19 protein-coding genes are annotated in these 17,815 nt (G+C 37.1%); 16 read left to right on the top strand and 3 right to left on the bottom strand.

The window, feature by feature from the left end; all coding sequences use genetic code 11:
• Window positions 1-17: 17 nt before the first annotated feature.
• The 3 genes from M1D60_RS20220 to M1D60_RS20210 all read left to right on the top strand — a co-directional run bounded on the left by M1D60_RS20220 (window position 18) and on the right by M1D60_RS20210 (window position 2,977).
• Complete coding sequence (locus M1D60_RS20220; protein WP_456276621.1) at window positions 18-593, top strand: chromate transporter; 576 nt, start codon at window positions 18-20, stop codon at window positions 591-593.
• Entirely contained in the window at window positions 590-1,120 is a 531-nt protein-coding gene (locus M1D60_RS20215; protein ID WP_456276620.1) for a chromate transporter, read from the top strand. The genes M1D60_RS20220 and M1D60_RS20215 overlap by 4 nt, the downstream gene beginning before the upstream one ends.
• Window positions 1,121-1,429: 309 nt before the next feature.
• Window positions 1,430-2,977, top strand: coding sequence for an ABC transporter substrate-binding protein (locus tag M1D60_RS20210; protein ID WP_456276619.1), 1,548 nt, complete (start codon window positions 1,430-1,432; stop codon window positions 2,975-2,977).
• Between the two features lie 36 nt (window positions 2,978-3,013).
• Here the strand turns inward: M1D60_RS20210 and M1D60_RS20205 are convergent, their stop codons facing one another.
• Window positions 3,014-4,267, bottom strand: a complete 1,254-nt coding sequence (locus tag M1D60_RS20205; protein WP_456276618.1) for a SulP family inorganic anion transporter — start codon at window positions 4,265-4,267, stop codon at window positions 3,014-3,016.
• A gap of 301 nt (window positions 4,268-4,568) precedes the next feature.
• Between M1D60_RS20205 and M1D60_RS20200 the strand changes: the two genes are divergently transcribed.
• Window positions 4,569-4,718: a hypothetical protein gene (locus tag M1D60_RS20200; RefSeq protein WP_456276617.1), complete on the top strand. Its 150-nt coding sequence runs from the start codon at window positions 4,569-4,571 to the stop codon at window positions 4,716-4,718.
• Window positions 4,719-5,410: 692 nt separating this feature from the next.
• On the opposite strand, the gene M1D60_RS20195 is transcribed toward M1D60_RS20200, so the two are convergent.
• Window positions 5,411-6,172, bottom strand: coding sequence for an IclR family transcriptional regulator (locus M1D60_RS20195; protein WP_456276616.1), 762 nt, complete (start codon window positions 6,170-6,172; stop codon window positions 5,411-5,413).
• A gap of 275 nt (window positions 6,173-6,447) precedes the next feature.
• Between M1D60_RS20195 and kduI the strand changes: the two genes are divergently transcribed.
• The 10 genes from kduI (at window position 6,448) to M1D60_RS20145 (ending at window position 15,488) form a co-directional block, all read left to right on the top strand.
• Complete coding sequence (kduI, locus tag M1D60_RS20190) at window positions 6,448-7,278, top strand: 5-dehydro-4-deoxy-D-glucuronate isomerase (protein WP_456276615.1); 831 nt, start codon at window positions 6,448-6,450, stop codon at window positions 7,276-7,278.
• A gap of 39 nt (window positions 7,279-7,317) precedes the next feature.
• Complete coding sequence (locus M1D60_RS20185) at window positions 7,318-8,283, top strand: C-terminal binding protein (protein WP_456276614.1); 966 nt, start codon at window positions 7,318-7,320, stop codon at window positions 8,281-8,283.
• Window positions 8,284-8,306: 23 nt separating this feature from the next.
• Window positions 8,307-9,338, top strand: a complete 1,032-nt coding sequence (locus tag M1D60_RS20180; protein ID WP_456276613.1) for a TRAP transporter substrate-binding protein — start codon at window positions 8,307-8,309, stop codon at window positions 9,336-9,338.
• Between the two features lie 16 nt (window positions 9,339-9,354).
• On the top strand, window positions 9,355-9,855 hold the full coding sequence (locus M1D60_RS20175) for a TRAP transporter small permease (RefSeq protein WP_456276612.1): 501 nt from the start codon (window positions 9,355-9,357) through the stop codon (window positions 9,853-9,855).
• A gap of 27 nt (window positions 9,856-9,882) precedes the next feature.
• Window positions 9,883-11,178, top strand: a complete 1,296-nt coding sequence (locus M1D60_RS20170; RefSeq protein ID WP_456279503.1) for a TRAP transporter large permease — start codon at window positions 9,883-9,885, stop codon at window positions 11,176-11,178.
• Between the two features lie 84 nt (window positions 11,179-11,262).
• The gene (locus M1D60_RS20165) at window positions 11,263-12,270 is read left to right on the top strand and encodes a zinc-dependent alcohol dehydrogenase (RefSeq protein WP_456276611.1); all 1,008 of its coding nucleotides are present in this window, start codon (window positions 11,263-11,265) and stop codon (window positions 12,268-12,270) included.
• A gap of 46 nt (window positions 12,271-12,316) precedes the next feature.
• Window positions 12,317-13,072, top strand: a complete 756-nt coding sequence (gene kduD / locus M1D60_RS20160) for a 2-dehydro-3-deoxy-D-gluconate 5-dehydrogenase KduD (protein WP_456276610.1) — start codon at window positions 12,317-12,319, stop codon at window positions 13,070-13,072.
• 42 nt (window positions 13,073-13,114) lie between these two features.
• Window positions 13,115-14,062 carry a sugar kinase gene (locus M1D60_RS20155; protein WP_456276609.1) on the top strand — a complete coding sequence of 316 codons (948 nt, stop codon included), beginning with the start codon at window positions 13,115-13,117 and terminating at the stop codon, window positions 14,060-14,062.
• Window positions 14,063-14,152: 90 nt separating this feature from the next.
• Window positions 14,153-14,773 carry a bifunctional 4-hydroxy-2-oxoglutarate aldolase/2-dehydro-3-deoxy-phosphogluconate aldolase gene (locus M1D60_RS20150; RefSeq protein ID WP_456276608.1) on the top strand — a complete coding sequence of 207 codons (621 nt, stop codon included), beginning with the start codon at window positions 14,153-14,155 and terminating at the stop codon, window positions 14,771-14,773.
• Window positions 14,774-15,080: 307 nt separating this feature from the next.
• Window positions 15,081-15,488 carry a hypothetical protein gene (locus tag M1D60_RS20145; protein ID WP_456276607.1) on the top strand — a complete coding sequence of 136 codons (408 nt, stop codon included), beginning with the start codon at window positions 15,081-15,083 and terminating at the stop codon, window positions 15,486-15,488.
• A 118-nt stretch (window positions 15,489-15,606) separates the two neighbouring features.
• Here the strand turns inward: M1D60_RS20145 and M1D60_RS20140 are convergent, their stop codons facing one another.
• Window positions 15,607-15,897, bottom strand: a complete 291-nt coding sequence (locus tag M1D60_RS20140) for a hypothetical protein (RefSeq protein ID WP_456276606.1) — start codon at window positions 15,895-15,897, stop codon at window positions 15,607-15,609.
• Between the two features lie 126 nt (window positions 15,898-16,023).
• On the opposite strand from M1D60_RS20140, the gene M1D60_RS20135 reads away from it, so the two are divergent.
• Both M1D60_RS20135 and M1D60_RS20130 read left to right on the top strand, forming a co-directional pair.
• Window positions 16,024-16,506, top strand: coding sequence for an Hsp20/alpha crystallin family protein (locus M1D60_RS20135; protein WP_456276605.1), 483 nt, complete (start codon window positions 16,024-16,026; stop codon window positions 16,504-16,506).
• 141 nt (window positions 16,507-16,647) lie between these two features.
• Window positions 16,648-17,802 (top strand): agmatinase family protein, encoded by a 1,155-nt coding sequence (locus M1D60_RS20130; RefSeq protein WP_456276604.1) that lies wholly within the window; start codon window positions 16,648-16,650, stop codon window positions 17,800-17,802.
• Window positions 17,803-17,815 lie beyond the last annotated feature (13 nt).

Genomic DNA, 17,815 nt, shown 5'->3' with positions numbered 1-17,815 from the left:
AAGGGGGCTGGATTCATTTGAGACATGTTCACCTATTTTTAGCTTTTTTTAGAGTTGGTATGTTGGGATATGGTGGAGGACCGTCTTCAATTCCACTTGTTCATAAAGAAGTTGTTGATAAATATAAGTGGATGAATGAAGATGATTTTGCTGATGTATTAGCTTTAGGAAATACATTACCTGGGCCTATTGCAACGAAAATGGCTGGATATATAGGCTACCGGGTAGCTGGTGTACTGGGTATGATTAATGCAGTTTTAGCGACCATTGTACCAACGATTATTTTGATGATTGTGTTACTAACATTTCTTTCATCCTATAAAGATCTAGCCTGGGTTAGTGGGATGTCAAAGGCGGTAGTACCGATTGTAGGTGTGATGCTTGCAAGTTTAACATGGGACTTCTTCAAGAAGTCAAAAGAAACACTTGGTTGGTTGTATGCCATTATAATTGTAATTGCTAGTCTAGTTTTAATAGAGTTTCTACACATCCATCCTGCTATTATTATCGGTAGTCTATTAGCCTTTGCATTGCTTAAAAAGGATAAAGATACTGAGATAGAGCAGCCGGTTGAAAGGGGTGTTGGTCTATGATTTATTGGTATATATTTTTAGCTTTTTTTATACCGGGTATCGTCGGGTATGGCGGTGGACCAGCATCTATCCCACTTGTAGAAAATGAAGTAGTTGATCAATATGAGTGGATGACCGTTTCTGAATTTAGTGAGGTTTTGGCGCTCGGTAATGCGCTACCTGGTCCAATAGCTACCAAAATGGCTGGCTATATTGGCTATCAGCAGGGCGGGATTCTGGGGGCAGTAGTAGGGATTTTTGCCACAGTAGCACCATCTCTTATATTAATGATTATTTTACTTGGAATCTTATATAAATTCAAAGACTCACCAAAGGTTAAGCGAATGACGAATTATATTCGACCTACTATTGCGGTTTTATTAGGTGTAATGACTTTTAATTTCTTCTCAACTTCTTACATTGATGCTGGAATAATGCAAACAATTATATTAATTGTTGTAGGTTTCTTACTTTTGGAAAAAATGAAAGTTCATCCTGCTTATGTAATAGTTGGGGCGTTAGTTTATGGCGGTGTATTTTTACAATGAAATGTTAAGGAGATTAGACTACTAAAAAGTCTAATCTCCTATTTATTTTGTTTAACAAATTTTGTTTTAATAACAAACATACTGGTATTTTTGTAAGGTGAAAGGGTTTGCAGTAGCTAGGTATTTATTCATTTGTTAAGTAATATGGTTATTTTTCAGACAAAACGGAATATTATGAAAATAACTCTTTACATAATGATAAATGATGTTGTATATTAAGTTACATAAGATGGTATCTTTTGTAACATGAGGGATACTACTTAAGCTTTTTACGTAAGTTATATAAATAAAAAGGGGGAAGGAAGATTTATGAACAAGTTCTTGATTGGTTTATTTTCGGTAATTGCTTTTCTGTTGATTTCTGGTTGTTCAACTGCAGCTACTCCAGAAACCACACCGACTGAAGAGGATGAAGAGACTTCTGAAAAAGAGAGCAAAGATACGTTAGTAATTGGATTAGATGATGATCCTCCACAACTAGATCCACATCGTTCATCAGCGGCAGTTGACCGTCAAACCTTCCAAAGTATTTACAATAAACTCCTAGATATTAACGAGAATTTAGAATTTATTCCAGAACTAGCAAAGGAATGGAAAATTTCTGAAGATGGAAAGACCTACACCTTCGTTCTACAAGAAGGAGTTGTATTCCATGATGGGACCCCCTTTAACGCAGAGGCAGTTAAGTACAATTTTGAGAGAATGCTAGATCCTGAATTTGGTTCACCACGAAAAGCTGAAGTGGAATTAATACAGGAGGTTATAGTAGTTGATGAGTACACAGTGGATGTCAAACTAAAAGACCCTTTTGCTCCATTCTTGGCTACATTAACTGATCGTGCAGGTATGATGGTATCACCTACTGCAGCAGAAGAGTTAGGGGATGACTTTGCCAACTCTCCAGTTGGAACTGGACCATATAAATTTGTAGACCGTGAGAAGCAAAGTCATATTAATCTTGTCAGATTTGAAGATTATTGGAGAGAGCTACCAGCTATAAAAAATATCGTAATCCAACCTTATTCTGATTCGAATGTACGTATTACTAACTTAGTTTCAGGAGATATTGATATCGTAAATCGAATTGCATTTAAAGATATTAAGAGTTTGAGTGAGAATCCAGACATAACATTAATGGAACAGGGACCTATTGGTTTCCAAGGTATGTACCTGAATATTGAAAATGAAAAATTCAAAGACCCAAAAGTACGCCAAGCAATCAATATAGCAATAGATCGTTACGCAATTGCTAAAGTAGTATTCCATGATGGGGTAATACCAGCAACTGGTCCATTTGCACCAACAAGTTGGGCACATAGTGGTGAGGATGCGCCAAAAGCAGATCCTGACAAAGCAAAGGCTTTACTTGCGGAAGCTGGTGCTAGTAACTTAAGCTTTACTCTGAAAATTAACCCTAAGCCAGAAGAACAACAAATGGCTCAGATGATGCAGGAAATGTTAAAAGCTGTTGGAATTACAATGGAGCTTGAACTAGTGGAGTTTGGTACATTGCTAGAGCAACTAAGTACTGGGGAATTTGAAGCAGCGCGGTTAGGGTGGAGTGGTCGTATTGATCCAGATGGGAACTCATATGGACGCTTTAATACAGGAGGACCAAACAATTATTCAAAGTATTCCAACCCAAAATTTGATCAACTGCTATTAGATGCACGTACAACAACTGATCAAGAGACTCGTGCTGAAATGTATAAGGAAGCGGCGGCAATGCTATGGGAAGATGCCCCTTATGTCTTTATTTATCATGAAAAAGACTACAAAGCTATGAAAAAGAACGTAAAAGGCTTCAATCATGTTCCAGATACAATGGTTAGAACAGAAACTATATATTTTGAATAATAAAAAGCTAAAGGTGCTGTTAATCATACAGCACTTTTAGCTTTTATATGCACGGTAAAAGAGCACTCGATTAAGCATATAACACAGTATACTTCCCAAAACTCCGATTGCAAAACCTATCAGTGTTCCAATAAATAGAGTTGAAATAAAGGTAGAAAAATAAATGAAAGAATCAAAGTTGACTTGTCTTAGATATTTTAGAAAACTAGTAACATTTACAAAACCTAAAATGGAATAAATAATTACAACAGAGAGACTAGCATATGGTAGAAAATAGAACATTGAAGTGAAGTAGTGTAAAGAAACAACGACTAGAAACGCACTTGTAAGTAGTGATATCTTTGTTTTTGCCCCACTCTTATGGTTTACAGCTGTTCTGGAAAATGCACCGGATACCGGAATTGTCCCAATAAAAGATGTGCTAATATTGGATAAACCTAAACCCACTAATTCTTTATTTATGTTAAGAGAACGATTTTCCTTTTGAGAAATATTTTTAGCGACTGCGAAGGACTCTATAAAAGAAATAAACGCTATTCCTAATGCAGTTGGAATTAAAGTAGATAAAATTTTGTAGGAAAATGTAGGAATTTCAAAATTTGGTAACCCTTTTGGAAGCTCCCCGATGATGGAAACTCCATGAGCTTGAAGTTGTCCAAATTTTACTAATGAAATCGAAATTATAATAACGATGATTGGTCCTATCGGTATAGTAGATTTTTTGTTTATGAGTACTAAGCCGATAACTGTAATTATTGCAATTCCTAAGGAAATCAAATTAGCTTCATGAAAGTGATTGAAGATATCAATTATATTATAAAAGGGGTTGTGATGAGATTTTAGTTCTAATCCAAAGACTGAATCTAACTGATTACAAGCAATAATTAATGCTATTGCCATAGTAAAGCCATTTACAACAGAGTGAGGGATGTATTCAAACAGGGAACCTGTCCTCATTATTCCAAGGAAAAACTGAATACTCCCCACCATTAAACCAAGTAAAATAATTGTTTCTAAGAACAGTGCTGTTCCTGGTGTTGCAATTTCAGAGACACCCGAAAAGGCCAATAAAGAAACAATTGAAACAGGTCCAACTGATAGTTGATTAGAGGAGCCGAATAAGCAATAGATTAAAGGTGGGAGCGTTGCCGCATAAAGACCTATAACTGGAGGAACACCTGCGATTATAGCATACGCAACGCATTGTGGTAGTAATAGCAGAGCAACAACGAAACCTGCGTTTAAATCTCCTAATAAATGATCATATTGTATATGGATATTTTTCCTCACTTTCCATTACCTCCAGGCTTTATACTCCTTCTATACTCTATTAAGTCAGCTACTCTTTTATTCTCTTGAGTCAATTTAGTTAACATAACAAAACGTTTTTTATCTTTTGAGAATTATTCAGATTAAGGAAATAAGGAAAGGAATTGAAATATATTAAAGCGATTTAGGGAGATTCTGTTTCGTCGAGATGATTTATTCGAAAATATTTTGGGATTGGTGTAGAAGTAGAAGAATGTTTTCTTCACATTTCAAGGTCTTTAAGAGATGTTTATGGGAGCTTGAGAAGCAAGGGGAATTTTCTTTGGTGGGTAAAATGATTCGTGATTATACTATTATTGCACCTTATACATCTAACGAAATTGATATGATGTTGAAGCGGGATTATGAAGAATTATATGCCTGTTCCAATTTTAACAAAATAAATAGCGATCTTGTCATTCCGATGATGTAGGAACGGCAAGATCGCTATACTATAATAATATCCACGTTATAATCCTTTCTAGGAAACTACCATCCAAATCCTTTTCCGTTAATTTAAAATCCCAGCATCTATTGCTATGCCTTCGCCTTTCTGTTTTCCATTGGAATCACCTTTTCTAATAGAATGTAGTGAATTCTTGTACAAGTTTGATAGATTTTGCTACTAATATTTCTTTGCCTTGTCCTCCTTCTATTAAGATAGGTAATTGCTTATTTACATTAGCACCACTCCTATGGGTAGTAATTAAAGTACATGCTCATATACCATTTGTACATATCAGCTTTCATTACTTCATTGGTATCACGCCCCTTCTTCTTTCTCCTTCAAGGTATACCGTATGTAAGTTTCATTTGCTTCATCCTTTCTGTTTGGCTTGTCCTAATAATACAACTTTTAATAGTTAATTGTAAATATTCAAAATATTTAGTATTTAACGATTTTTGTCGTATTTTCGAGTGTTATCTCATTTATGCTACTTTTTGCTCTCTTTTTGGTTATTTCAATGAATATTTAGTTTGTATTAAGTTTGGAATTTTATTATATCAGCAGGTGGAAATAGAGGCAGAAGTTTCTTTTCCTAAGACACTCTTCTGAAATAAAAAACCTTAATAATCAAAAGAGATCAATCTTTTGATTATTAAGGTGGATTAAAGAAGTTTTTTTTAATTCTGATAGCCTAAGTGACGTGATATCTCTGCTGAAGTATCCCGAATCTCTCGAATAAGCTCATCCTGTACACGTTCCATTGTAATTCGATTGCTAGGACCAGATATACTGAAGCTAGCGATAATTTTCCCTTGGAAATTTCGTATAGGGGCAGATATACAACGTATACCTTCTTCGTTCTCAATATTATCTAGAGCGTAACCTTGATATCTAACTCTCTCAATTTCTTCGTCTAGTTCTTGTTTAGAGATAATTGTTTTCGCCGTTTTGGGGACAAATTCCATCCTCGATACTACTTCCTCGTACCTAGCTCTTGTCATATCAGAAAGTAGAATTTTTCCAACCCCTGTGCAATACATTGGTGCACGACTTCCAATTCTAGAATACATTCGAATCGTTTGGTTACTTTCAATTTTATCAACGTAAATAACTTCTCCATTATCTTCAATACATAAGTGAATAGTCTCATTTATTTTTTGTGAAAGTTTCTCTAAGAAGGGTTTTGCTACTTCAATGACATTTAAGTTACTCAATATATTTCGGGATAAATAAATAAGCTGGTACCCTAATTTATATTTTTCAGAAACCTCGTCCTTTATAACATAATTCATGTTTAATAGAGTAGCTAATAGCCTGTGTGTAGTACTTTTAGACAAACCAACTATTTCAGATAGTGTCGTAATTTGAATACCATCAGGATAATCGGATAATACATTTAACAGAGTGAGAGCTCGCTCTAAAGACTGAACATTAGACACGATTTTTCCTCCTAGTTCTATAAAAAATAGAAGTATTTTAGTATAAAAATGAAATCCTGTTCCAATTTTATAATAGTAAAAAAGGTCAAAAATGTAAATAGAGCATTGCTATTAAAGATAAACTTAAAAAAATAAAATTTAGTATTGAAAGTATTCAGAATACAGTTTATGATAAGTCTGTGGTTATTGGAATATAGTTCCGCATTGTGGAACAGTTAAAAAACCTATTAAAAATTGTAAGCGTAATTAAAACATGAAAAGGAGTGTATCAAGAAATGAAAACCCTTTATGCACATCATCCAGAAGATGTAAAAAGCTACACGACAGACAGGCTACGAGAAGAGTTCTTAATGGAAACAGTATTTAGCAGTGACCAAATTGAACTCTCCTATAGTCATGTGGATCGAATTATATACGGCGGAGCAATGCCAGTAACGAAAGCGTTAACATTAGATGCGGGAAAAGAACTAGCAGCTGCTTATTTCTTAGAGCGTCGTGAGTTAGGGGTCATCAATGTGGGTGGTGATGGAAAAATCACGATTGATGGAGTGGATTATAAGATTAATAATAAAGAAGGTATCTACATAGGGCGCGGTCAGAAGGATGTAGTATTTGCATCAAATGATTCTTCAAATCCAGCCAAGTTTTATCTGAATTCTTGTCCTGCTCATAAGAAATATCCTACCGTAAAAGTTACGTTAGAAAATGCAATCGCTCGTCCTCTAGGTGAAGATGCAAAAATGAATAAAAGAACAATCTATCAGTTCATACATCCTGATGTATTAGAATCTTGCCAATTAAGTATGGGAATGACGGTACTAGAAGAAGGTAGTGGTTGGAACACCATGCCATGTCATACTCATGAACGTCGTATGGAGGTCTACTTTTATTTCAATATGGAGGAAAATACACGTGTTTTCCATCTAATGGGACAGCCCCATGAAACACGTCATATCTTGATGAGTAATGAACAGGCCGTATTATCTCCAAGTTGGTCGATTCACTCAGGAATGGGTACTCAGAACTATACATTTATTTGGGGAATGTGTGGAGAAAATCAAGATTTTGACGATATGGACCATGTTAATATGAAGGATTTACGTTAATATAGAAGCTATTTTACTACAACGAAGAAGGTGAGTGTAATGATGAATCAAAAGGTACTTATTACAGATTGTGATCATGAAAGTATCGAAATTGAATCAAACGTTCTTACGAAGGCTTCAATACCTTTTGAATTAAAGCAATGTAAAACAGAACAAGATGTAATTAAAGAAGGTAAGGGAGTAACGGTATTCATTAACCAGTATGCAAAACTAACCGAAAAGGTAATGGAAAAACTGCCAGATTTAAAGCTGGTAGTCCGTTACGGAGTAGGTGTGAATAATGTTGATTTGGAAGCTGCCACCAAGCTTGGTATTCAAGTTTGTAACGTGCCTGATTATGGTACAAATGAAGTTGCTGATCATGCATTAGCTTTAATGTTAGCGCATACACGAAAAATACCTTTAATGAACACAGCTGTTCGCAAAGGAGAATGGGATTATCAAAAAAGTATTCCTATTTTTAGGCATAGTGAACAAACTGTAGGCGTTATAGGACTTGGTAGAATTGGTTCATCCTTTGCAAGAAAGGTCATGGCACTTGGGTGCAAGGTGATTTGTTACGATCCGAAATTTCGAAATAACAACACAAGACAGCTATTAGACGGTGTTGAATATGTAGAGCTAGAAGAGTTATTAGAGAAATCAGATGTCGTTTCAATCCACTGTCCTTCAGATCAAGCTCACCATTTAATCAGCACGGCTGAGCTAAAGAAAATGAAATCTACCGCCTTCCTTATCAATGTTTCAAGAGGTGGAATCATTGACGAAGATGCTTTAGATCTTGCTCTTGAAGAGAAATGGATTGCAGGAGCAGCAGTTGACGTAGCTGTTATCGAGCCATTACCTGCTGATTCAAAATTATTTCGTCATGAAAACTTCCTGTGCACACCTCACATGGCATGGTATTCAGAACAAGCAGCACAAGAGTTAAAACGTAAGGTTGCCGAAGAGGCAGTTAGGTTTATAAAAGGCGAAAAGGTTCACTACCCAGTAAATCAAATCTAATAAAAATAGGGGGAATTTTAAAAATGAAAAAAGCAATTAGGTCTTTAAGTATTGTTGTAACCGTTTTCTTGCTGTTGTTAGTTGCTGCATGTGGAAATGAAGGGGGTTCTGGAAATAGTGAATCAGCTAATGAAAGTGGAGAAACAACTGTATTAAAGGTTGCTTTCAATCAACCAGAAAATCATCCACAGTATAAAGCAATTGAGGAACTAGGAAAGAAGCTAGAAGAACGTACTAATGGCGCTTATAAAATTGAGCTTTATCCAAATGAGCTACTTGGAGCACAGCGTGAAACAATGGAGTTAGTACAATCAGGAACAATAGCAATGTCTGTAGTAGTAGGTGGATTATTAGAGAACTTAAATCAAGACTTTGTTGTATTTAATTTGCCATATGTATTTGATAACAAAGATCATCAAATGTCTGTTATAAACGACCCGGCTATTGTTGGAGACCTATATAAGTCTTTGGAATCTGAAAAAATGAGTGTCTTAGGAGCATTCCACGGCGGAGTAAGAAACGTTTATAACAAAGAAAAGCCGATCCACACTCCAGAAGATTTAGCTGGGTTAAAGATTCGTATCATTGAGAGTGATACAAATATTGAGATGATGGAATTAATGGGTGGAACTGGTACTCCAATGGGGCAGGGTGAAGTATATACAGCTATCCAATCAGGAGTGCTAGATGGTGGAGAAAATAATGAGCTTATATTTTCGAATTTAAAACATGTGGAAATTGCACCTTATTATTCGTATACACAACACTTAATGTTCCCGGATTACTTAATCATGAATACGGAACTTTTAAATGGTATGTCCGAAGAACATAGAGAAATTCTGGAAGAAGAGCTAGCTGCTGCTATTGATCAAGAAGTAGAAATGTGGGATCAAGAAGTAGAAGTGGCGAAGAAAGCTGCCGAAGAAGCAGGTGCAAAATTCAATGAGGTTGATATTACACTTTTCCAAGATGCCGTTCGTCCATTGGTTGAAGAGAAATTAACCACTGATACTGCAAAAGAACTATATGAAAAGGTACGTGCTGCTGCTAAATAATTGATGGAGTGATTCTATGAATAGTATCAAAAAACTATTAGATAAGGTTTTAGGAACAGTAAGTATTTTCTTGTTTGGCTTTCTTGTTCTACTCGTCACTTGGCAAGTAATCACTCGGTTCGTTTTTAACGATCCGAGTGTTATTTCCGAAGAGTTAGCTAAATATTGTTTTGTCTGGCTTGTGCTTTTCGGAGCTGCTTATGTATTTGGTGAAAGAGGTCATATGGCCATTGAATTTATTAAGGATCGGTTTCCACTGAAATTAAAAGTAGCTGTGGAAGTATTTATTGAGCTTGTGGTGATATTTTTTGCTGCCCTTGTTTTAGTAAAGGGAGGATATAGCGCAACCACACTTGCATGGACACAGGTTTCGGCTTCATTAGGGGTTCCGGTAGGATACTTATATTCTGCAATTCCAGTTAGCGGACTATTTATTATTTTTTACAGTGTATATAACATTTGTGAAAGCATTAATAAGCGAGAACAACAGCCTATAGAACCAATTGATAGTAACTAAGTTGGAAAGGAAGTATTTTATATGGATATTGCCGTTCTAGCCGCATTAATCCTATTCTTTGGTGTTTTGTTATTGCTTGTAATCGGTACCCCAATAAGCATTAGTGTGGGGGTTGCGTCGGTACTTGCTATGTTCGCCATTGTAGGCTTTGATAACGGCTTATTAACATCTGCACAGCGTATGTTTACTGGAATGAATTCATTCACCCTTCTTGCCATTCCATTCTTTATACTTGCGGGAGTCATAATGAATAATGGCGGAATTGCGATTAGGTTAGTGAATTGTGCGAAAGTTCTTAGTGGACGTTTACCTGGTTCACTTGCTCAAACCAATGTGGTGGCAAACATGATGTTTGGTTCAATCAGTGGATCTGCTGTTGCAGCAGCAGCAGCTGTTGGTGGAACGATGGGACCACTACAGGAAAAAGAGGGATACAAACGAGAATTTAGCGCAGCGGTTAACATCGCATCAGCTCCAACAGGAATGTTGATTCCTCCGAGTAACACACTTATTGTATACTCGTTGGCTAGTGGTGGAACTTCAATTGCAGCTTTATTTATGGGAGGCTATATCCCAGGGATTCTTTGGGGATTGGCTTGTATGGTTGTTGCCTTTTTCTTAGCAAAGCGATATGGCTATAAAGGTGAACAACGTGTTAATTTCCTTACCGCTTTACGTGTTTTTTTAGATGCGATACCAAGCTTATTACTAATTGTAATTGTAATTGGCGGAATTATAGGTGGTATTTTTACTGCTACAGAGGGTTCTGCAATTGCTGTTGTCTATTCCTTACTTTTATCCTTCATCTACCGTACGATCAAATTTAAAGATTTGCCGCGAATTTTATTAGAATCTACTAGAACAACAGTAATAGTAATCTTTTTAATCGGTGTATCTTCCATTATGTCTTGGGTGATGGCGTTTACAAATATTCCTGGAATTATCGCAGATGCATTACTCGGATTCTCAGATAATATGATTATTATTTTATTAATAATGAATCTTGTTTTATTAATTGTTGGAACATTTATGGACCCGACACCAGCTGTGTTAATCTTCACACCTATTTTCTTACCAATAGCAACAAGCTTTGGAATTGATCCGGTCCACTTTGGAATTATGATTGTGTTTAATCTCAGTATCGGTACAATAACACCTCCAGTTGGCCCCGTATTATTTGTTGGAGCCAAGGTAGCCAATCTAAAAATAGAAAATGTTGTGAGACCTTTATTACCATTCTTTGCGTTAGCCGTTCTTGTTTTGTTATTGGTGACGTATATACCACAACTAACATTGTTTATTCCGAATATGCTAGGTTTATAGATTGCATGTATAAGTAAAAGTAAAAATCTTGCCTTTACTATTCAGAATGCCTTTATAAATCAAACCTTATAAAAAGGAGTACCTATGATGAAGTCGATTGTTTATGAAGGTCCCGAAAAGATCACATATAAGGAAACAGATGTACCTAAGACAACAGAAGGATGGGTGCTTATTAAGACATCCTATGTTGGGATTTGTGGAACAGATTTAAATATTTATGCAGGAGCACATCCACGAGCTACTGAACCACTAGTAATGGGCCATGAGTTTTCCGGAACAATTGCTAGTCATCACCCTACTTTAAAAATTGGAGCTCCTGTGACGGTAAACCCATTGCTAACCTGTGGAACATGTATTCCATGTAAGACAGGACAAACTCATGTTTGTGAGAATCTCCAATTAATTGGGATCGACTGTGATGGAGGAATGGCTGAATTTGTTAAAGTTCCTGAAAAATGTATTATACCTCTTCCAGAAGGAATTTCATTAGAGTTGGGTGCACTAACGGAGCCGGTGGCAGTAGCGGTTCATGCGGCTAGACAAGGTGGTTATCTTCCAGGGGACAACGTGGTAGTGTTCGGTGCCGGGACGATTGGCTTGTGTGTAGCATTAACATTAAAAAAGTATGGGGCAGTTAACACCACTATTGTTGAAACAAATGCATTACGCCTCCAAAAAGCAAAGGAAATGGGCTTTGAGGTGATCAATCCTTTGAACGATGATGTAAGTGAAAAAATAAATGCTTGGACAAACGGAGTAGGAGCTGATTTTGTCTTTGATTGTGCGGGTCATTCATCAGTCGTTTCTAAGGTAACCGACATTGTAAAGGTTAGGGGTAATATTGTAATTGTTGCAGCTTATAAAAAGCCAGCTGAAGTCAACTTACTTCAAGGGATGTTCAAAGAACTTACCATCAGGTTTGTACGGGTGTATACAGAAAAAGACTTTGAAATTGCCACAGAACTTTTAAGTAGTAACAAGAGGGAATTTTCAAAGGTGATCACTCATGTACTCTCTCCAGAAGAAGCGCAGGGTGGCTTTGACTTGTTAACTACTGTTACAGATGCGGTTAAGGTGATGTATAAATTCTAATTGCACTTTTATCAATAAAGTGTTTGAAAGAAAGAAGTGAATAAATATGAATTCTTTATTTGACTTAAATGGAAAAGTAGCTGTCGTAACTGGTGGAAATAGGGGTTTAGGTAAAGAAATGGCCTTAGGCTTAGCCAGTGCTGGTGCAAATGTAGTAGTGATTGCACGTAATGTTAGTGACGAAGTAATAAAAGAAATTAAAGACGAAGGTGTAAAAGCTCTTGGTATTAACTTTGATTTACAAGACTTTGATGGTTATGACCAGCTAATTGACCAAATTGTTTCGGAAATGGGTACGATTGATATTTTAGTAAACAATGCGGGTGTTCAAAAAAGACACCCTTCAGTAGAGTTTCCAAAACAGGATTGGGATTTCGTTATGGATATAAATGCAAATTCTGTATTCTTTATGTGCCAAAAGGTAGGAAAAATGATGATTGAAAAAGGTAAGGGTAAGATCATTAATATTGCCTCCCTACTTTCATTTCAAGGTGGATTGACTGTTCCTGCCTATGCGGCGAGTAAGGGAGCGGTTATGCAATTCTCAAAGGCACTATCTAATGAATGGGCTCGCCATGGGGTAAATGTAAATTGTATTGCACCTGGTTATATGGAAACGGAAATGAACACTGCTTTAATCGATGACCAAACTCGTAGTAGACAAATCCTCGAACGTATACCTGCAGGTCGATGGGGGAAACCGGAGGATATGAGAGGTGCTGCTATTTTCTTAGCATCAAGTGCTTCTGACTATGTCAACGGTTATACGATTGCTGTAGATGGTGGTTGGTTAGGCAGATAGTTTAAGAAGAGCGGTTAAAAAACGAGTAAAGAGGGAGAGAGTATGGATATTATTACAATCGGGGACGGCATGATCACTTTCGACCCCCAGACTAAGGGACCGCTCCGTTTTGTTAATCAGTTCCAACGGAAAATAGGAGGAGCAGAATTAAATGTTGTTCTGGGGTGTGCTAGATTAGGTTTAAAAACTGGTTGGATTAGTAGGTTGGGGAAAGACGAATTTGGTCGCCATATTATTAATACAATGCGTGGAGAAGGAATTGATGTATCGGAAGTAAAGTTGGCTGATGGCTATGCGACATCCTTGAATTTTAAAGAGGTTCAAGAATCAGGATCTGGTCGTACTTTTTACTACCGTCAGAAGTCGCCAACAGATACATTAACTCCTGACTTATTACCAGAAACCTATATAGCACGTTCAAAAATTTTGCATGTAACAGGTGTGTTTCCAGCTATTTCAGAAAATAACCGAGAAGTAATCGCTAAAGCCATCCAAATGGCAAAAGGTTTGGGTGTGAAGGTTGCGTTTGATCCAAATATTAGGTTGCGTTTATGGACCAAGGAAGAGGCACGTACAACCATCCTTGCTTACTTACCTTATGTAGATTATCTATTGGTTGGACGTGAAGAGCTAGAACTATTATTTGAAACATGTAATGATCAAGAACTTATAAGTGCATTAAAAGGATATTCATTTGAACATGTTGTGATGAAGGATGGAGCCAACGGGTGTTACTTATTAATGGACGACCAATGGGTGCATTTTCCTGGAATACCTGTAAAAAAGGTTGTTGATACAGTAGGAGCTGGTGATGGCTTTGATGCGGGCTTCCTTTATGGTGTAATTCAAGGTTGGTCGATTGAAAAGGCATTAGAGTTCGCCAATGCAATCGGAGCAATGGTTGTTCAAGTAAATGGAGATAATGAAGGTCTTCCATTGTTAGAGGAAGTGGAAGTGTTCTTAGGTGCCAGGGAACTGATTGAGCGGTAGTTTTTTTATAAGCTGGATACCACACTCTACTATAAAAAATTTATGAAACAAGTCTCCAAAGAAGAGTTTGTTTTAAGGGGGGGATAGTTCGTGACTATAGAAAAGCTTAAGGAAGTACGTATTATTCCAGTTCTCAGAAAGATTCCCTATGAAAAAAGTGAACAAATTGTACAATCACTTATGCATGGGGGAATTGGGGCTGTAGAAATTACAATGGAAACGGAGCGTGCCGAAGACATTATTCGAGAGTCTGTAGACACGTTTGGTCATCAGATATTAATAGGGGCAGGGACCGTGTTAAACGTAGATGACTGTAAGAGGGCCATACGTGCAGGGGCACAATTTGTTGTCTCACCAATACTTGATTCAGAGGTAATCAAGTATGCACATGAATGTGGTATTCCAGCAATTCCTGGTGTGTTTACTCCTAGTGAAATGCAGCATGCAATTAATTTGGGTGCATCCATGGTTAAATTATTCCCTGCATCGACACTCGGACCAAAATTCATTAAAGATGTTAGAGGTCCTTTGAGTCACATTTGTATTATGACGACGGGTGGCATCACCTTTGATAACGCTAGGGATTATTTAGATGCTGGTGCAGCAGCTGTCGGTGCCGGAGGAGCATTGGTACGTGAAGACCTTATTTCGTCAGAGAATTGGGAAGGTTTAAAGGAAGAGGCAGCAAGGTGGATGGTGAGCATAGGGTAAAAAGGCAAGGGAAATGTTAAAACGCTCATTTTCACTTTATATGTATAGCAATTATGAATAATTATTCCAATACTAACCATACTTTAGAGTAATAGATTCAGATTGAATATCAATTGGAACTTCTCGCTTTAATACCCATGTGGAATTAACAATAGATAGATAGATGAGTACCTTAGATAATAAATCTGAGGTGCTCCTTTTTGTTTAGGGAGAGGAATGAAGATGAGCACTGATCCAAAAATATAACCCATTTACATTGGTCATTTTAGCGGGATTATATGCCATAAAGAGTAAGAAAGAAAAGAATATGACCTATTATTTTAAACGCCATTTGATGACGATTCTTTTTCAAGATAAAATGAGGGAAGAGAGTATTAAAAGAGAATACATTCGTAAGTTATTATTATTCATAGACAAGCTTCTAACCATGCAATATGAAGAAGAGGTTGCTTTGATTCGAGAAATGAAGCCAATTATTGAAAGGGAGGGTTCAGTTGTGGGATTATCAATCGAGGATACAGTCCTAGGTCAATATCTGCTAAATGAAGCGAGAGAAAAAACGAAAATAGAGGGCAGAGAAGAAGGCAGAGAACTAGGAAGAAGAGAACAAAAGATTGAAACTACGGTAAAGTTATTGCAGTTGAATGTAAGCTTGGAAGCCATTATCGAGGCAACTGGCCTAACCAAAGACGAAGTAAAAAAATTAAGAAATTAAATAGAAAAACAAGGGGGGAAGATATGATCTTTCCCTCCTGTTTAAATAAGCGTGTCCCGTTGAACCCGAGGTGATCAAAGTATGAGTGACAAGCGAGAGAACCGTCCCCATGCTTCCTCTAGGGATCTCCGTTTAAAGCGCGATAATACATGTTGTGAGTGGGAGGAATTTCTTTTTTTATACAATATTCAATTAAGTTTCGAAGTCGTATTGTTTTTTGGAACATCTCTTCATTAATTTCCTCTAGCTGTTTATTCCCAGAACGTTGTACTTGATCGTTAATTGAAGTGCTTTTTATGACATCCTCTAGTACTGATTGTATTTCATCTATTCGATTTTTTAACATATCATCCACTCTCGATAGTTGAGTGATTCTCTCTTCCATATGCTCCAATTTTTTCTCTAACATATCCTTCCTCCTTTATATATATAAGCTAATTGTATGTCTGGCTTGATTGCCCTATGAGAGATATACACCCATTGCCTAGCGCATACATAAGAATAAGATAAAGCAGTTGTAATGGGGGGATTCAACTTGAACAAGGATTGGCCACAAGATTGGAAGAAGAAGTTGCCCTCTTTTTTAGGAGAGGATTTTTTTGCGATGTTTGATGAGTTTGAAAAAATGAATGCGGGTACTGGTACGGGTACAGAAAAAGAACCCATGCCCAATACAAGTAAAAATTCTAGCATAAAAGTAAATGTATATGAATATGGTCATGAATTGATGTGTGTGTTTAGAATACCTGGGCTAAAGGTAAAGGAAGTAGATATTGATGTCTATGATGATATCATTTCAGTTACTGGTGAAGTTCAGACGGAGTCATACCATTTCAGACCTATTATTGAGGAGTTATACCAAGGTCCGGTTCATCGGAAAGTGAAGCTACCTTATCCTGTTCGAACCGATAAAATTGAAGCGAACTATAAAAACGGGTATTTAGTAATCTATTTACATCGGCTACTTCGATCTCCAGAAGTAAAACCTAAAATTGTAATTGACGAGTTAGAAAAGTAAGCCAGTCTTCTATTGTGAGCTGGTTTATTTTTTTGCCTTCTGGATTTATATGGAATATTGATTCCTGTTGAAAAATATAAATAAGTGATACATTTACCCGAACACTTAGAATCGTAAACATCTAGAAAAGAGGTGTAGTGATTGAGTTTTTTTGACAACCATGGATTGAGCTTCCGTCAGAAGAAAGCGATGGAAAGTGGAAGAGAAACAGATTTGCTTGGAATTCAAAAAGCAATGGAAGAAGCCAAGATTCCTGAAATTGAAGGAAAAGAGATGTTAAGACGCTCAGTTGAATATGGATTAGAGGCTGCCCCTTCCATTGGAGATCGTACCATTTCTACTTTTACAAGAGAAACAAGACCAGCGTATGCTGGAATTGCCACCTTCCTAAGAACCCCTTTTCTAGAGGATGTTCGTCGTGTAGGTGAGTATGATGTAGCCTTTATGGGAGTCCCATTTGATATTGGAACGACCTATCGACCAGGGACTAGATACGGCCCTGAGGCACTTCGTAGAATATCCAAGCTTTATACGAGCTATAGTTATGAAAAGAGTGTTGATTTAAGAGAATCGTTAAAAATGTGTGATGTCGGTGATGTATTTACCATTGCTAATATAGAGAAGAGTTTTGACCAAATCTATAAAGCTGTTTCTCATGTTTTTTCACAGGGCACGCTTCCTGTTATGTTAGGTGGAGACCATGCCATTGGGTATCCTTGTCTTCGAGCAATTGCGGATCACGTGGATGGCAATGTTGGGATTATTCATATGGACCGCCACCTAGACTTACAGGAAAAGGACATGGATGAGAGGATGCATACGACTCCTTGGTTTCATGCAACTAATATTCCTAATGCTCCTGCCTCCAATTTAGTTCAAGTTGGAATTGGTGGATGGCAGGTTCCAAGAGATGCCGTGAAAAATGTTCGGAAATTTAATACAACGGTTATTACCATGGGAGATATAGAAAGATTAGGAATCGAGAAGGTCGCAGAGATTGCCTTAGAAAAAGCGTGGAAAGGAGCTAAAGCCGTCTATTTAAGTGTTGATATTGATAGCTTTGATAGCGGTTTTGTTCCAGGAACCGGTTGGCCAGAGCCAGGAGGCTTTTTACCGAGAGAGGGTCTAAAGTTTTTAGATATTGTGGCAAGAGAGGGTATTTGTGGGATGGAGCTTGTAGAAGTGTCTCCACCATATGATGTCAGTGATCAGACAGCCCTATTAGGATTAAGGGTGATCTGTGATGTGTTAGCGGCAATGGTGGATGCAGGGAAGATTGGGAAAAAATTTGCTTAGAAAGTAGGTGCCA

The sequence above is a fragment of the Bacillus sp. AK128 genome, assembly GCF_053903075.1.
This window is presented reverse-complemented; position numbering and strand designations above follow the sequence as displayed.

Excerpts from the sequence above, each read along its gene's own strand:
- M1D60_RS20215 (WP_456276620.1), top strand. The coding sequence starts at position 590 with ATGATTTATTGGTATATATTTTTAGCTTTTTTTATACCGGGTATCGTC.
- M1D60_RS20210 (WP_456276619.1), top strand. The coding sequence starts at position 1,430 with ATGAACAAGTTCTTGATTGGTTTATTTTCGGTAATTGCTTTTCTGTTG.
- kduI (WP_456276615.1), top strand. The coding sequence starts at position 6,448 with ATGAAAACCCTTTATGCACATCATCCAGAAGATGTAAAAAGCTACACG.
- M1D60_RS20185 (WP_456276614.1), top strand. The coding sequence starts at position 7,318 with ATGATGAATCAAAAGGTACTTATTACAGATTGTGATCATGAAAGTATC.
- M1D60_RS20180 (WP_456276613.1), top strand. The coding sequence starts at position 8,307 with ATGAAAAAAGCAATTAGGTCTTTAAGTATTGTTGTAACCGTTTTCTTG.
- M1D60_RS20175 (WP_456276612.1), top strand. The coding sequence starts at position 9,355 with ATGAATAGTATCAAAAAACTATTAGATAAGGTTTTAGGAACAGTAAGT.
- M1D60_RS20165 (WP_456276611.1), top strand. The coding sequence starts at position 11,263 with ATGATGAAGTCGATTGTTTATGAAGGTCCCGAAAAGATCACATATAAG.
- kduD (WP_456276610.1), top strand. The coding sequence starts at position 12,317 with ATGAATTCTTTATTTGACTTAAATGGAAAAGTAGCTGTCGTAACTGGT.
- M1D60_RS20155 (WP_456276609.1), top strand. The coding sequence starts at position 13,115 with ATGGATATTATTACAATCGGGGACGGCATGATCACTTTCGACCCCCAG.
- M1D60_RS20145 (WP_456276607.1), top strand. The coding sequence starts at position 15,081 with ATGACCTATTATTTTAAACGCCATTTGATGACGATTCTTTTTCAAGAT.
- M1D60_RS20140 (WP_456276606.1), bottom strand. The coding sequence starts at position 15,897 with ATGTTAGAGAAAAAATTGGAGCATATGGAAGAGAGAATCACTCAACTA.